Source organism: Pseudomonas sp. YeP6b (assembly GCF_025642995.1).
Lineage (GTDB): Bacteria > Pseudomonadota > Gammaproteobacteria > Pseudomonadales > Pseudomonadaceae > Aquipseudomonas.
In genome coordinates this window covers 3,973,819-3,987,051 of record NZ_CP080090.1, presented here as the reverse complement: position 1 = coordinate 3,987,051, position 13,233 = coordinate 3,973,819, and the positions used below count along the sequence as shown (strand labels likewise).

The window sequence follows — 13,233 nt, the reverse complement described above, 5'->3', positions numbered from 1 at the left end:
TATCCGTTGCTGCGGTAACGGCTTCGTATGGTTCCGCTCTTACAGCGGGTCACTTTTGGAAAAGAGCCCCAAAAGTAACCAAAGGGCTCTTGCCCCACCACTCGGCACCTCGCCTAGGCTCGGTGTGCCCTCACTCCGGCTTTGGACCGTGGGCCGCCGCCATGGGCCATCCTTGGCCCATCGCGGCTAAACCGGCGTCCTGCCGGTTTACCCACGCCCAAAGCCTGCGTTCGGCCAGCGTGGTTTAACGGGGCGCCTAAGATCAAGATCAAGATCAAAAGCAAGAGCACGGCGGCCTAGTAGCCGACCTGAGTGGTTGAAGCAAATCAAAAGCAAAGCCGAGGCGGCCTGACAGCCGACCTGATAGTGGAAGTTGAAACTCAATCAAATGTGGGAGCTGGCTTGCCTGCGATGGCATCAACTCTGTGCGCCTGATGTACCGAGGTGCCTGCATCGCAGCGGTGCGGCGATCCGACAAGGTAGCTCCCACAGATAAGCAGAGCACTGGGGTGCTGGCAGTCGAACTCGGTCAAAACTGTGGGAGCGGGCTTGCTCGCGAAGGCGGTGGGTCAGTCAGCTCATATATAACTGACCCCGCCTTCGCGAGCAAGCCCGCTCCCACATTAGAATATCTACATTTGTAGATTCTCGTCCCGATATAGAGACTAGGTAATGCCAAGGGCGACCATTTTTTTGTACAGCGTCGACCGCCCCAGCCCCAGGCGCTTGGCTGCCCCTACTACGTTGCCTTCACACGCCGCCAAAGCCGCCCCAATCACCTGGCGATCAAAGCGCTCCCGCGCCGCCGCAAACGTCTCGCCCTCGACCGTTTCCACTGCGCCACGCGCCACCGGGCTGAACGTGCCAATCGCGGCGCGAATCTCTCCCGCATCCAGCACCAAGTCATCACTCAGCAACGCCGCGCGCTCCAGCACATTGCGCAGCTCGCGGATATTTCCCGGCCACGCATGCTGCGCCAACAGCGCCAGTGCCTCGCGGTCCAGTTCATGCTGGCTGCGCAACTCTTCCAGAATCGCCTCACTCAACGCCGGAATGTCATCCAGCCGCTCACGCAACGGCGGCACCTGGATCGGCAGTACATTCAACCGGTAATACAAATCCGCGCGGAACTCGCCGCGCTTGATCGCCGCCTCCAGGTCCATGGACGTGGCGGCAATCACCCGTACATCGCTGTGCCGCATTTCATTGGAGCCCACTGGCTCGTATTCCTTTTCCTGCAACACCCGCAGCAGTTTGCTTTGCAGCGGCAGCGGCATGTCGCCGATTTCATCAAGGAACAGCGTGCCGCCCTGGGCGATCTGCAATTTGCCGGGGCGGCCTTTGCGGTCGGCGCCGGTAAACGCGCCCGGCGCGGTGCCGAAGAACTCGGCTTCGAGCAGGTCACCGGGAATCGCCGCGCTGTTGATGCTGACGAAGGCTTTGTGCGCACGCGGTGATGCGCCGTGAATCGCCTGGGCCAGCAGCTCCTTGCCGGTGCCGGTTTCGCCGAGCAGCAACACTGGCGACTCAGCGCTCGCACTGCGCCGCGCCCGGCGTTTGACTTCCAGGCTGGCCGCGCTGGTGCCGATAAAGTGCGCGAAGTTGTATTTGCTCTGGCGCGAGCGCAACAGCGAGCGGGTCGACGCCAGCTCCTGCTGCATGCTCAGGTAGCGCTCGATCAGCGGCGACAGGTTGCGCAGCTCGTCGAACAGCGCAAAGCCAATCGCACCGATCACCGCGCCGGCATCGTCGTGAATTGGCAGGCGCATCACCACCAGCGGGCCTTTGGGCGTGTCCTGGATGTCCAGCAAGATCGGCTGGTCATTGCGCACCACCTGGCGCAACAAGCTGTTGGAAATCACCTGTTCGCAGGGCTGGCCGATGGCCTCGTCGGCGCTTTTGAGGCCGAAACGCTTGGCGTAGCGCTCGTTCATCCACACGATATTCGCGTCGCGGTCGACGATCACCGTGCCTTCGCTGGACTGCTCGATGATCTCGAACAGCGACTGGATGGCCAGGCCGCGAACCTGTTGGTAGTCCTTGAGGCTTTCGTTGCTATTCATGCGTGCCGAATCCTGTGATCGTTCCCACGCTCTGCGTGGGAATGCCTCCCGTGACGCTCTGCGTCACTTGGCGTGCGGGGCGCGGAGCGTCCTTGGCTGTGTTCCCACGCAGAGCGTGGGAGCAATCTCACAAGGGGATATGCGCAGCCGCCAGCAGTTCTTTGGTGTACGCGTGCTGCGGCGCTTCAAATACCTCATGACTCGCGCCACGCTCCACCACCTTGCCATCCTTGATCACAATCATGTCGTGAGCCATGGCGCGTACCACGGCCAGGTCATGGCTGATAAACAGGTAAGTCAGGCCGTACTTCTCTTGCAGTTCACGCAACAACGCCACGACCTGCTTCTGCACCGTGCGGTCCAGGGCTGAAGTGGGTTCGTCCAGCAGCATCAGCGCCGGTTTAAGCACCAGGGCGCGGGCGATGGCGATGCGTTGGCGCTGGCCACCGGAAAATTCGTGTGGGTAACGGTGCCGGCTGGCGGGGTCGAGGCCCACGTCCTTGAGCACCTGCATCACTTGCGCATCGCGCTCGGCCAGGCTGCACGGTGCGTGCACTTCCAGGCCTTCGCTGATGATCTGCTCCACCGACATGCGCGGGCTGAGGCTGCCGTAAGGGTCCTGGAACACCACCTGCATCTGCTTGCGCCACGGGCGCATTTGCTTGTGGTTGAGCGGGTCGAGGGCCTCGCCCTGGAAGCGGATACTGCCGGTGGAATCGAGCAAACGCAGAATCGCCTGGCCCAGGGTCGATTTACCCGAGCCGGACTCGCCGACAATCCCCAAGGTCTTGCCGCGCTGCACGCTGAGGCTGATACCGTCCACCGCGCGCAGGTAGGTCTTGCGCTGAAACAGCCCGCCGCTGAGGGGGAATTGCACCGTCAGGTCATCGACCTGCAACACCGTTTCGCGCTCATCGCTGCACAATGCATCGCCGGCCGGTTCCGCATCCAGCAACAGGCGGCTGTAAGGGTGTTGCGGTGCGTTGAACAGCGTCTGGCAGTCGGCTTGCTCGACAATCTCACCGGCGCGCATCACGCACACGCGCTGCGCGATGCTGCGCACCAGGTTGAGGTCATGGCTGATCAGCAGCAGCGACATGCCCAGGCGTTGTTGCAAGGACTTGAGCAGCAGCAGGATCTTGCGCTGCACCGTCACGTCGAGTGCGGTGGTGGGTTCGTCGGCGATTAACAGTTCCGGCTCGCAGGCCAGGGCCATGGCAATCATCACCCGCTGGCGCTGCCCGCCGGACAGCTGATGCGGATAGGCTTTGAGGCGCTCCAGGGGTTTCTGGATGCCCACCAATTCGAGCAGTTCAAGGATGCGCGCCTGCGCCGCCTTGCCGCCCAGGCCCTTGTGCAGCAGCAGGGTTTCGCCGATCTGCTTTTCGATGCTGTGCAGCGGGTTGAGCGAAGTCATCGGCTCCTGGAAGATCATCGCAATGCGGTTGCCACGCAGCTTTTGCAGGGTGGCCGCCGAGGCGCCGATCAACTCCTGGCCTCGATATTTCACCGAGCCCGTGGTCTGCGTGCCGGCTTCGGGCAGCAGTTGCAGGATCGAGTGGGCCGTCACCGACTTGCCCGAGCCTGACTCGCCCACCAGCGCCAGGCATTCGCCGGGGCGCAGGTCCAGGCACAGCTTGCTCACCACGGTCTGGCCGCTGAAGGCGACACTCAGGTCGCGGATTTCAATGAGGTTCATAGGCAGTCACTCATGAGCGTGGGTCGAAGGCATCACGTAATGCCTCGCCGATAAAGACCAGCAGCGACAAGATCAGCGCCAAGGTGAAAAACGCCGTCAGGCCCAGCCAGGGCGCCTGCAGGTTCTGCTTGCCCTGGGCGATCAGTTCGCCGAGTGACGCACTGCCCGCCGGCATGCCGAAACCGAGGAAATCCAGGGCGCTCAAGGTCGAAATTGCCCCGGTCAAAATAAACGGCAGGTAGCTCAACGTCGCGGTCATGGCATTCGGCAGGATATGCCGGCGAATGATCTTGCCATCGCCCAGGCCCAAGGCGCGCGCGGCCTTGACGTATTCCAGGTTGCGCCCGCGCAGGAACTCGGCGCGCACCACGTCCACCAGGGCCAGCCAGGAAAACAGCGCCATGATCCCCAGCAGCCACCAGAAGTTCGGCTCGACAAACCCTGAGAGGATGATCAGCAAGTACAGCACTGGCAGCCCGGACCACACTTCCAGAATGCGCTGGCCGAGCAGGTCCACCCAGCCGCCGTAGTAACCCTGCAAGGCGCCGGCGGCAATGCCGATGGCGGCGCTGATGGCCGTTAACGCCAGGGCAAACAAAATCGACACGCGGGCGCCAAAGATCACCCGCGCCAGCACATCACGCGACTGATCATCGGTGCCCAGCCAGTTCACCGTCGACGGCGGGCTGGGGGCAGGGCGGCTCAGTTCGTAGTTGGGCGTGTCATCGCTGAACGGGATCGGCGGGAACAGCATCCAGCCGCCGTCCTGCTTGATCAGCTTTTGCACGTAGTCACTGCGGTAGTCGGCCTGGAACGGCAACTGCCCGCCGAACTGCTGCTCGGTGTAGCGCTTGAACACTGGGAAATACAGCTCGTTCTTGAAGCTGAGCACCCAGGGCTTGTCATTGGCGATCAACTCGCCGCCCAGGGTCAGGATAAACAGGCCGATAAACAACCACAGCGACCACCACCCGCGACGGTTCTTCTTGAACCGCTCGAAACGCCGACGCGCCACCGGAGACAAATTAAGCATCAGGCGTTCCTCGCGGCGAAGTCGATACGCGGGTCCACCAAGGTGTAGCAGAGGTCGCCGATGAGTTTTATCAGCAGGCCAAACAAGGTGAAGATGAACAGCGAGCCGAACACCACCGGGTAGTCGCGGGACACGGCGGCTTCATAGCTCATGCGGCCCAGGCCATCGAGGGAGAAGATCACCTCGATCAGCAGGGAACCTGCGAAAAACACGCTGATAAACGCCTGGGGAATCCCCGAGATCACCAGCAGCATGGCGTTGCGGAACACGTGGCCGTAGAGCACGCGCCGTTCGCTCAAGCCCTTGGCGCGGGCCGTTACCACGTATTGGCGGGTGATTTCATTCAAGAACGAGTTTTTGGTAAGGATGGTCAAGGTCGCAAACCCGCCGATAACCAGCGCGGTAACCGGTAGCACCAAGTGCCAGAAATAGTCGGCAATCTTGCCCACGGTGCTTAGCTCTTCGAAGTTTTCCGAGACCAGCCCGCGTACCGGGAACCAGTTGAGCGAGGTGCCACCGGCGAACACCACAATCAGGAACATCGCGAACAGGAACGCCGGCATCGCGTAGCCGATGACGATGGCGGTGCTGCTCCACACATCAAAGCTGCTGCCATGGCGTACTGCCTTGCGAATCCCCAGCGGGATCGACACCAGGTAGGTGATCAACGTGGCCCATAAGCCGAGGGAAATAGTCACCGGCATCTTTTCCAGGATCAGGTCAGTCACGGTCGCGCCGCGAAAGAAACTGTTGCCGAAATCCAGCTGCGCATAGCTCTTGAGCATCAGCCACAGGCGTTCCGGGGCGGGCTTGTCGAAGCCGTATTGTTTTTCGATGTCCTTGATCAACTTCGGGTCCAGGCCGCGGCTGGCCCGTGAGCCGCTGCTGATGCCCTCGCCGGATGAGCCACCGACGGCACCGCCGCCGATGCCTTGCAAGTGCGCAATGGCTTGCTCCACCGGGCCGCCAGGCGCGGCTTGGACGATCACAAAGTTAACCAGCAGGATGATCACCAGCGTCGGGATAATCAGCAGCAGGCGCCGCACGATATAGGCAAACATCAGCGGGCACCTGCGCGTTTTTTCAACTCGGCGTTCATTTGTTCATTCGTCAGTGGCGTGGGGCTGATTTCCCACCAGGTTTCCAAGGCTTCGTCGTTCTTCGCCTCGATGGCCGGGCGGCCGAAGCGGTTCCACCACGCGGCGGAGGTGCCGGGCGGGTAGTAGTTGGGAATCCACAGGTAGTTCCATTGCAGCACGCGGTCCAGGGCGTGGGCGTAGGTGAGCATCTGCGCCTGGGTGTTGGCCTTGACCAGGCCCTTGATCAGCGTGTCGACGGCCGGGTCCTTGAGCACCATGTAGTTGTTGGCGCCCGAATCAAACGCGGCGGCGGAGCCGAAATAGTTGTACAGCTCCATGCCCGGCGAGGTGGTGACCGGGAAGCCGGTGACGATCATGTCGTAGTCGCGGGTCATCAGCCGGTTGACGTACTGGGAGGAGTCGATGCGGCGAATATTCAGGGTGATGCCGATCTGCGCCAGGTTGCGTTTGTACGGGAGTAGCAAGCGTTCCAGGCCGTTTTGTGTATTGAGGAAGGTGAACTCAAGCGGCTCGCCTTCGGCGTTGACCAGCTTGTCACCTTGCGGCTTCCAGCCCGCGTCCTCCAGCAAGGCCAGGGCTTGCAGCTGCTTGTCGCGGATCATGCCACTGCCGTCGGTGACGGGGGCCTTGAACACTTGGGTGAACACTTCGTCGGGAATCTGCCCGCGCAAGGGCTCAAGAATCGCCAGCTCCTCTGGGGTCGGCAACTGGCTCGCCGCCAGTGGGCTGTTGGAGAAATAGCTCTGCTGGCGGATGTACAGGTTGCGCATCATCTGCCGGTTGGCCCATTCGAAGTCCCACAGCATCGCCAGGGCCTCGCGCACGCGGCGGTCCTTGAACATCGGCTTTTGCACGTTGAACACGTAGCCCTGGGCCGGTTGCGGCATCTCTTTGGCCAAGTGCGCGCGTTGCAGGCGGCCATCGTCGAGGGCCGGGCCGTTGTAGCCGATGGAATAACCGGTGGCGGAGAACTCGCGGTTGAAGTCGTAGGCACCGCCACGCAGCACCTGGCGGGCCACTTCGGTGTCGCCGAAGTACTCCAGGCTCAGGTGATCAAAGTTGTACAGGCCACGGCTGACGGGCAAGTCCTTGCCCCACCAGTCCGGGTTGCGGGTGAAGGTGATGGTGGCGCCGGAGTCGATCTTGCTGACCTTGTACGGGCCGCTGCCCAGTGGGGCTTCGTAGCCGCCACCGTTGGAGAAGTCGCGGGTTTTCCACCAGTGCTCGGGGAACACCGGCAGGGTGGCGATATCCAGGGGCAGGGTGCGGTTTTCATTGCTGGAGAAATCAAAGCGCACCTGGCGCTCGCCTTCGACTTCGACGTGTTTGACGTCGGCGAACAGGGTACGGAAACGCAGGCTGCCTTGGGTCATCAGCAGGTCGAAGCTGTAGCGCACGTCTTCGGCGGTGATCGGTGTGCCGTCGGCGAAGCGCGCCTTGGGGTTGAGGTAGAAGCGCAGCGACAGGCCATCGTCGGCGCGTTCCATCTTTTCGGCGACCAATCCGTAGACGGTGTACGGTTCATCCAGGGAGCGTTGGGCCAGCGGGGCGTACAGCCAGCCGTCGACCTGGGAGACGCCGATGCCTTTGTCGATGTACGGCAGCACGTGGTCGAAGCGCCCGATCTCAAGGGCTGAGCGCTTGAGGCTGCCGCCTTTGGGGGCGTTGGGGTTGGCGTAGTCGAAATGGGTGAAGCCGGCGGGGTACTTGGCCGGTTCGCCGTAGACCGTGAGGTAGGTCTGCGGGGCCGCGATCACGGCGGTGCTGGCCAGCAGCAGGGCCAGGGCAGAGCTAAGGAGTGCTGTGGAAAAAGCCAATCGCATTGTCAGCCTTGAGTGCCGGGTGAAGAATAGGTTTTTGTACGTTAACGGCTTCAACGTTGCCAGTCATCACATGCACAACGGCCCACCATAAGGCGGGCCGTTGTTTATAGCATTAGCACGGACTGGATCAGTCCTGGCGGCTGGTGACTTCCAGCAGGTGGTAGCCGAACTGGGTTTTCACTGGGCCTTGCACGGTGTTGACCGGGGCGCTGAAGACGACGGTGTCGAATTCTTTGACCATTTGGCCTGGGCCGAACGAACCGAGGTCACCGCCTTGGCGGCTGGAAGGGCAGCTGGAGTTGGCTTTGGCGACTTCTGCGAAATCGGCGCCGCCTTCGATCTGGGCTTTGAGTTCGTTGCACTTGTCTTCAGTGGAAACGAGGATGTGACGGGCGGTAGCTTTGACCATGGGGAATAACTCCTTGAATAAAAAGGGTGAGCGTACCGGATTCAGGCGGTTATTTGTTGGCAAAGTTCCATGTTTTGTTGGTTGGTTGAGTACATATCCGTTGCTGCGGTAACGGCTAACTAGGGTTGCGCTCTTACAGCGGGCCACTTTTGGCAAACGCGCGGAATGCCGGCCCAGCCAAAAGTACCCAAAAGGTCTTTGCCCCACCACTCGGTGCCGAGTGGTGGGGCACAACAACCCCAGTACTCATCCACATTTGTCAGCGAGATCAGCTTACTTGCCGCCAGTAATCTGCTTCACCAACTCCGCATGCCCCTTCACATCATCCGCCCGGGAAATCGCCTGGATCACCAGCAAGTGCTTGCCTGAGCCACCGAGGAACGTGGAGTTCAAGGTCTTGCCACCGCCCTGGGTGGCGGTGCTGTCGACCTGGCGAAGTCCTAGGCCCTTAAAGGTGAGTTTCTTCTCGTTCTGCTTCTTGAAGTCGGGCAGGGCGGCGCTCTGGTCTTTGACGAAACCAGCCACGGCGCCATCCAGAAACTGCGGGTCGTTATCCTTGATCGTGGCCCCATCGTTGCGCACGGTTTCGGCGACGATCACCACACTTTTGCTGGCCGCGTTGGCGTACAGCGTGCCCTGGGTGTCGGCAGTGCCATCCTCAACCTTGCCGGTTGGCAGGGTGTCGGCGATGTAGGCCTTGGGCAAGTTGAAGGTGAACTTGCCGCCCAGGGTCGAGATGGTTTGCGTGCTGGCTGCGAACACGCTGCCGGCGGTGAGCGCGAGGGCCAGCAGGACGGCGGTCTTGGTGAAGGTGGCCATGAAGCGCTCCAGGAGATGAACGAAATTGCGGAGTATTCTGTCAGAGATTTCGCAATATCGTTCATTCGCACCCTCACGCTTTGTCGGACTCTTCCTCAAGCCGGTCCATCTCAAACAGCCGCGCCAGTTCGGTACGGGCTTCCTGGGCGGTTTGCATCACCTTGGCCGCATCGTCGTACACCGCGTGTTGCGCGGCCAGCAATTGCAGGTCGTGGTTTTTGAAACGGGAGATGCGTGCATCCGCCTGGGCTTGGCTCAAACCGAGGCCGACCAAGGTACGGCGGCTCATTTCCAGGCTGGAGTAAAAGGTCTCGCGCACCGGTGAGGCGTCCAGGTCCACCAGGCGGTGCACGTGCTGGCGGTTACGGGCACGGGCGATGATTTTCATGTGCGGGTAGAGGCTGCGTACCATTTCGGCGGTCTTGATATTGATCTGCGGATCGTCCATGGCAATCACGAAGAATTCAGCCTGATCGACCTTGGCCGCGTGAAGGATTTCCGGGCGCTGCGGGTCGCCGTAGAACACCGGCATGCCGCCGAAACTGCGGGTCAGTTCAATGGTTTCCACCGAGGTGTCGAGGGCGATGAACGAGATATTTTGCGCGCGCAGGATCCGCGCCACGATCTGGCCCATACGGCCCATGCCGGCAATCACCACGCGTGGCGCATCGCTTTCGATGGCGCGGTATTCCTCGGGCACCTCCACCGGTTTGGCCTTGGACTTGAACAGCTTTGTGCAGACCAACAACAGCAGCGGCGTCACGGCCATCGACAGGGTGATGGTCAGCACCAGCACATCGTAAAGGTGCGGTTCGAACAGGCCTTGGTCGCGGCCGATCTTGAACACCACGAAGGCGAATTCACCGCCAGCTGCCAGCACCACGCCCAGGCGCAGCGCGCTTTCGCGATTCAGGTCGCCCACCAGCCGGCCGACCGCGTACAGCAGCGGCAGCTTTAAGCCGATCAACAGCAGGGTCAGGCCGATCACCACCAGCGGCGAGCTGAGCAGCAGGCTGAGGTTGGCGCCCATGCCCACACTGATAAAAAACAGCCCGAGCAGCAGGCCCTTGAAGGGTTCGATCTGGGATTCGAGTTCGTGGCGGTATTCCGAGTCCGCTAGCAGCAGCCCGGCGAGGAACGCGCCCAGGGCCATCGACACGCCCACCAGTTCCATCAGCCAGGCGGTGCCGATCACCACCAGCAGTGCGGTGGCGGTGGACACTTCACGCAAGCCGGTCTTGGCGACGATGCGAAACACCGGGCGCAACAGGTAGCGCCCGCCGATGATCACCACAGCGATGCTGCCGAGGATCTGCAACACATGCTGCAGACCTTGGGCTTCGGTGGTCGGGTGATCGCTGCCGGCCAGCAGCGGCACCATCGCGATCAGCGGGATCGCGGCAATGTCCTGGAACAGCAGAATCGCAAACGCCAGGCGTCCATGGGGCTGGTTCAGTTCCTTGCGCTCGGCCAGGCTTTGCAGGCCGAACGCGGTGGAGGACAGCGCCAGGCCAAGGCCCAGCACAATTGCGCTGTTCCACGTTTGGCCGAACAGCCACAGCGCGACGACACCCATCACCACGCCCGTGAGCAACACCTGGGCCAGGCCAACGCCGAACACCGCCTTGCGCATCACCCACAACCGTTTGGGCGACAGCTCCAGGCCGATGATGAACAACAGCAACACCACCCCCAATTCCGAAAATTGCGCGACGCTTTGCGGGTTGCCGATCAGGCCCAATACCGAGGGGCCGATGATCACACCGGCGAACAGATAACCCAGCACCGCGCCCAGTTGCAGACGCTTGGCCAACGGCACGGTCAGCACGGCGGCGAGCAGGAACACCACGGCTGCTTGTAACAGGTTGCCTTCATGGGGCATTGCGAACTCCAGGCTCTTTAAAGCGAATCGACAGGGCGCTATTAGAGCGCTTTTTCACATTTTGAAACGTGTATTTCTGCCGCGACAGTCAATGTATGTTGGCTGAAATCCCATTCTTGTCGGGCGTTTACGAAAGTATTAATACCATTTAATTCAATGACTTTTCTGTAGGTCTACTACCGTTTCGACACACTGGATCGGTTGTCGCCACGGTCAGGTATTTCGAGTTTGATGCGTGTGGGTTAATAGAGTTGGGCTTCTGCGCATTCATGGATGAAAGGCTTGAACAACTCCGGCACCCTCGACCTGGCACTGTTGGGCCTGGGCTATCCGGGGCAACGTTCGCGCAACGACAAGGACCATGCGATGACCATCAGCTTCTCTCTCGGTTTCTGATCAAAGCCGAGCACCTTTAACCGCCCGAAAGGGCGGTTTTTTTTGCAGTGATTGTTACTGGGCTGCAATGCCGCGACTTAAGGATATGAAAGAGCCGCGCCCTTTGTGGCGAGGGGGCACGCCCTAATGCCGTTCAGTTAAGCGCAGATCCCACATTTAATCTTCGCTGCTTTGGGCATTGCGTTCGCTTAACTGAACGGCATTAGGGCACGCCCGCTCGCCACGGGTGGCATTCCAATCTGGAAAATGAGGGAATAAAAGATTATTGAAATAATTCCTTTAAAGGAATATTCCTGTTTCCGGCAACCTAAATTCAGGGCCGTCACCATGGCTAAAAAATTCGCTGAATTTCAAGCGAGCATGACGCTCGAAGCGCGTGCTGAGACCGAGCAGTTGTTCCGCCAGCCTCTTAAAGAAATGCCGCTGCACGAACTGCGCAAGGCTCAACAATTGAGCCAGGAGCGCCTGGCCAAGGCATTGAATATCAACCAGGCGGCGGTTTCCAAGATGGAGCGCCGCACCGACATGTACATCAGCACATTGCGCGACTACATCCGGGCCATGGGCGGCGAACTGGAAATCATCGCGACGTTTCCGGGTGGCCGGGTCAAGATCGACAACTTCGCTTACTAAGGTGCATTGGGCCACTCATATGAACCAACTCCTCGCCATGCGCGCCTTTGTCCGTGTTGTCGATACCGGTTCGTTCAGCCGTGCGTCCGACCAACTGGCGCTGCCGCGTTCCACGGTCAGCAAGCTGATCACCGACCTTGAAAAGCACCTGGGCATCAAGCTGATGCACCGCACCACCCGCGCCTTGGCGCCAACGCTTGAGGGGCTGGAGTATTACCGCCATGCGCGGCGGCTGGTGGCTGAGCTGGATGAAGTGGACAGCGCCGCACGCGGGCAAGTCCTCAAGCCCGGTGGGCATTTGCGGGTGGATGCGCCGGCCTCGTTTGCCAATTGCCTGTTGATACCGGCGCTGGTGGATTTTCATCGCGAGTATCCCGATATCACCATCGCCTTAGGCATCAGCGACCGTGCGGTCAACATCGTCGGGGAGGGCGTTGATTGTGTGATTCGAGCCGGCAAGCTGGATGACATGGCGATGATCGGGCGCAAGGTGGCCGACCTTGAGTACCTGACTTGCGCAGCGCCCAGTTACTTGGACCGCAGGGGTGTGCCGCAGTCGCCGGAGGACCTGCAGAACAACCACCTCAAAGTCGGCTATTTCTTTACCGGCTCGGGCAAGCCGGAACCGCTGATTTTCGAGACGGCTGGGCAGCGTATCGAGGTCAACGACTGTGCCTTTTCGACCAATGAAGGCAATGGCCTCAAGGAAATGCTGCTCGCAGGCCTTGGCGTAGGGCAGCACTTCACCTCTATCGTGCAGTACTACCTCGACACCGGCCAACTGATCCGCGTGTTGCCGCACTGGTCACGCCCGGCCACGCCGCTGCATATCCTTTACCCACCCAATCGCCATCAGAGCGCGCGGCTCAAGGTGTTTACCGAGTGGGTCATCCGCACGTTCGGGATTAGGGAATAATCGCGGTTACGCGAATCTCCACGCGCATGGTCGGCAAACCCAGGGCCTCGACGCCGATTTGTGTCCAGATCGGCGCATGGTCGGGCATCAAGCGGCGGTAGTGCTTGACCATCGCCTCGTTGACCTGCGGTGGGAACCCGCCGACGTGGTAGGAGTTGATGTGAATCACATGCTCCCAACCCGCGCCGGCGGTGGTCAGGGTACGCTCCAGGTTAAGGAAGGCTTGGGCGATTTCTTCGCCGAGGTCGGCCGGGATCTGAAAATCATCATCCCAGCCGCCTTGGCCTGAGGTTTCCACGCGGTTGCCGACTCTCACCGCTTGCGAGTAGTGCAAGTGTTCGCGCATGTAATCGCCATAACCTGGGGTGACAAAAAACTCGGGGGTGCTCATGGTGTTTCCTCGGTTCAGTACAAGACTTGGCGAATGCTAGTGGACCGAATGCGTGAACAAAATCCCGGT

11 protein-coding genes are annotated in these 13,233 nt (G+C 60.7%); 2 read left to right on the top strand and 9 right to left on the bottom strand.

The window, feature by feature from the left end; genetic code table 11:
* Positions 1–665: 665 nt before the first annotated feature.
* From KZH41_RS17785 to KZH41_RS17750, 8 genes are all read right to left on the bottom strand, one after another.
* A complete protein-coding gene (locus tag KZH41_RS17785) occupies positions 666–2,063 on the bottom strand; it encodes a sigma-54 interaction domain-containing protein (protein ID WP_094952983.1) in 1,398 nt (465 codons plus the stop codon).
* 127 nt (positions 2,064–2,190) lie between these two features.
* Positions 2,191–3,762, bottom strand: coding sequence for an ABC transporter ATP-binding protein (locus tag KZH41_RS17780; RefSeq protein ID WP_094952982.1), 1,572 nt, complete (start codon positions 3,760–3,762; stop codon positions 2,191–2,193).
* A 10-nt stretch (positions 3,763–3,772) separates the two neighbouring features.
* A complete protein-coding gene (locus tag KZH41_RS17775) occupies positions 3,773–4,795 on the bottom strand; it encodes an ABC transporter permease (protein WP_242150404.1) in 1,023 nt (340 codons plus the stop codon).
* Positions 4,795–5,856, bottom strand: a complete 1,062-nt coding sequence (locus tag KZH41_RS17770; RefSeq protein WP_094952980.1) for a microcin C ABC transporter permease YejB — start codon at positions 5,854–5,856, stop codon at positions 4,795–4,797. The genes KZH41_RS17775 and KZH41_RS17770 overlap by 1 nt, the downstream gene beginning before the upstream one ends.
* Positions 5,856–7,718 carry an extracellular solute-binding protein gene (locus KZH41_RS17765; protein WP_094952979.1) on the bottom strand — a complete coding sequence of 621 codons (1,863 nt, stop codon included), beginning with the start codon at positions 7,716–7,718 and terminating at the stop codon, positions 5,856–5,858. The genes KZH41_RS17770 and KZH41_RS17765 overlap by 1 nt, the downstream gene beginning before the upstream one ends.
* Positions 7,719–7,845: 127 nt before the next feature.
* Positions 7,846–8,127: a peptidylprolyl isomerase gene (locus tag KZH41_RS17760; protein ID WP_263273315.1), complete on the bottom strand. Its 282-nt coding sequence runs from the start codon at positions 8,125–8,127 to the stop codon at positions 7,846–7,848.
* Between the two features lie 273 nt (positions 8,128–8,400).
* Positions 8,401–8,946, bottom strand: coding sequence for a hypothetical protein (locus KZH41_RS17755; RefSeq protein ID WP_242150401.1), 546 nt, complete (start codon positions 8,944–8,946; stop codon positions 8,401–8,403).
* 73 nt (positions 8,947–9,019) lie between these two features.
* Positions 9,020–10,828 (bottom strand): monovalent cation:proton antiporter-2 (CPA2) family protein, encoded by a 1,809-nt coding sequence (locus KZH41_RS17750; RefSeq protein ID WP_094952977.1) that lies wholly within the window; start codon positions 10,826–10,828, stop codon positions 9,020–9,022.
* 723 nt (positions 10,829–11,551) lie between these two features.
* Between KZH41_RS17750 and KZH41_RS17745 the strand changes: the two genes are divergently transcribed.
* Together KZH41_RS17745 and KZH41_RS17740 are read left to right on the top strand one after the other, a co-directional pair.
* The gene (locus KZH41_RS17745; protein ID WP_263273313.1) at positions 11,552–11,857 is read left to right on the top strand and encodes a helix-turn-helix domain-containing protein; all 306 of its coding nucleotides are present in this window, start codon (positions 11,552–11,554) and stop codon (positions 11,855–11,857) included.
* A 19-nt stretch (positions 11,858–11,876) separates the two neighbouring features.
* A complete protein-coding gene (locus KZH41_RS17740; RefSeq protein WP_094952975.1) occupies positions 11,877–12,773 on the top strand; it encodes a LysR family transcriptional regulator in 897 nt (298 codons plus the stop codon).
* Here the strand turns inward: KZH41_RS17740 and KZH41_RS17735 are convergent.
* Positions 12,763–13,164 carry a RidA family protein gene (locus KZH41_RS17735; protein WP_263273311.1) on the bottom strand — a complete coding sequence of 134 codons (402 nt, stop codon included), beginning with the start codon at positions 13,162–13,164 and terminating at the stop codon, positions 12,763–12,765. The two genes, KZH41_RS17740 and KZH41_RS17735, sit on opposite strands and share 11 nt — an antisense overlap.
* Between the last annotated feature and the right edge of the window lie 69 nt (positions 13,165–13,233).

Excerpts from the sequence above, each read along its gene's own strand:
- KZH41_RS17785 (WP_094952983.1), bottom strand. The coding sequence starts at position 2,063 with ATGAATAGCAACGAAAGCCTCAAGGACTACCAACAGGTTCGCGGCCTG.
- KZH41_RS17780 (WP_094952982.1), bottom strand. The coding sequence starts at position 3,762 with ATGAACCTCATTGAAATCCGCGACCTGAGTGTCGCCTTCAGCGGCCAG.
- KZH41_RS17775 (WP_242150404.1), bottom strand. The coding sequence starts at position 4,795 with ATGCTTAATTTGTCTCCGGTGGCGCGTCGGCGTTTCGAGCGGTTCAAG.
- KZH41_RS17770 (WP_094952980.1), bottom strand. The coding sequence starts at position 5,856 with ATGTTTGCCTATATCGTGCGGCGCCTGCTGCTGATTATCCCGACGCTG.
- KZH41_RS17765 (WP_094952979.1), bottom strand. The coding sequence starts at position 7,718 with ATGCGATTGGCTTTTTCCACAGCACTCCTTAGCTCTGCCCTGGCCCTG.
- KZH41_RS17760 (WP_263273315.1), bottom strand. The coding sequence starts at position 8,127 with ATGGTCAAAGCTACCGCCCGTCACATCCTCGTTTCCACTGAAGACAAG.
- KZH41_RS17755 (WP_242150401.1), bottom strand. The coding sequence starts at position 8,946 with ATGGCCACCTTCACCAAGACCGCCGTCCTGCTGGCCCTCGCGCTCACC.
- KZH41_RS17750 (WP_094952977.1), bottom strand. The coding sequence starts at position 10,828 with ATGCCCCATGAAGGCAACCTGTTACAAGCAGCCGTGGTGTTCCTGCTC.
- KZH41_RS17745 (WP_263273313.1), top strand. The coding sequence starts at position 11,552 with ATGGCTAAAAAATTCGCTGAATTTCAAGCGAGCATGACGCTCGAAGCG.
- KZH41_RS17740 (WP_094952975.1), top strand. The coding sequence starts at position 11,877 with ATGAACCAACTCCTCGCCATGCGCGCCTTTGTCCGTGTTGTCGATACC.
- KZH41_RS17735 (WP_263273311.1), bottom strand. The coding sequence starts at position 13,164 with ATGAGCACCCCCGAGTTTTTTGTCACCCCAGGTTATGGCGATTACATG.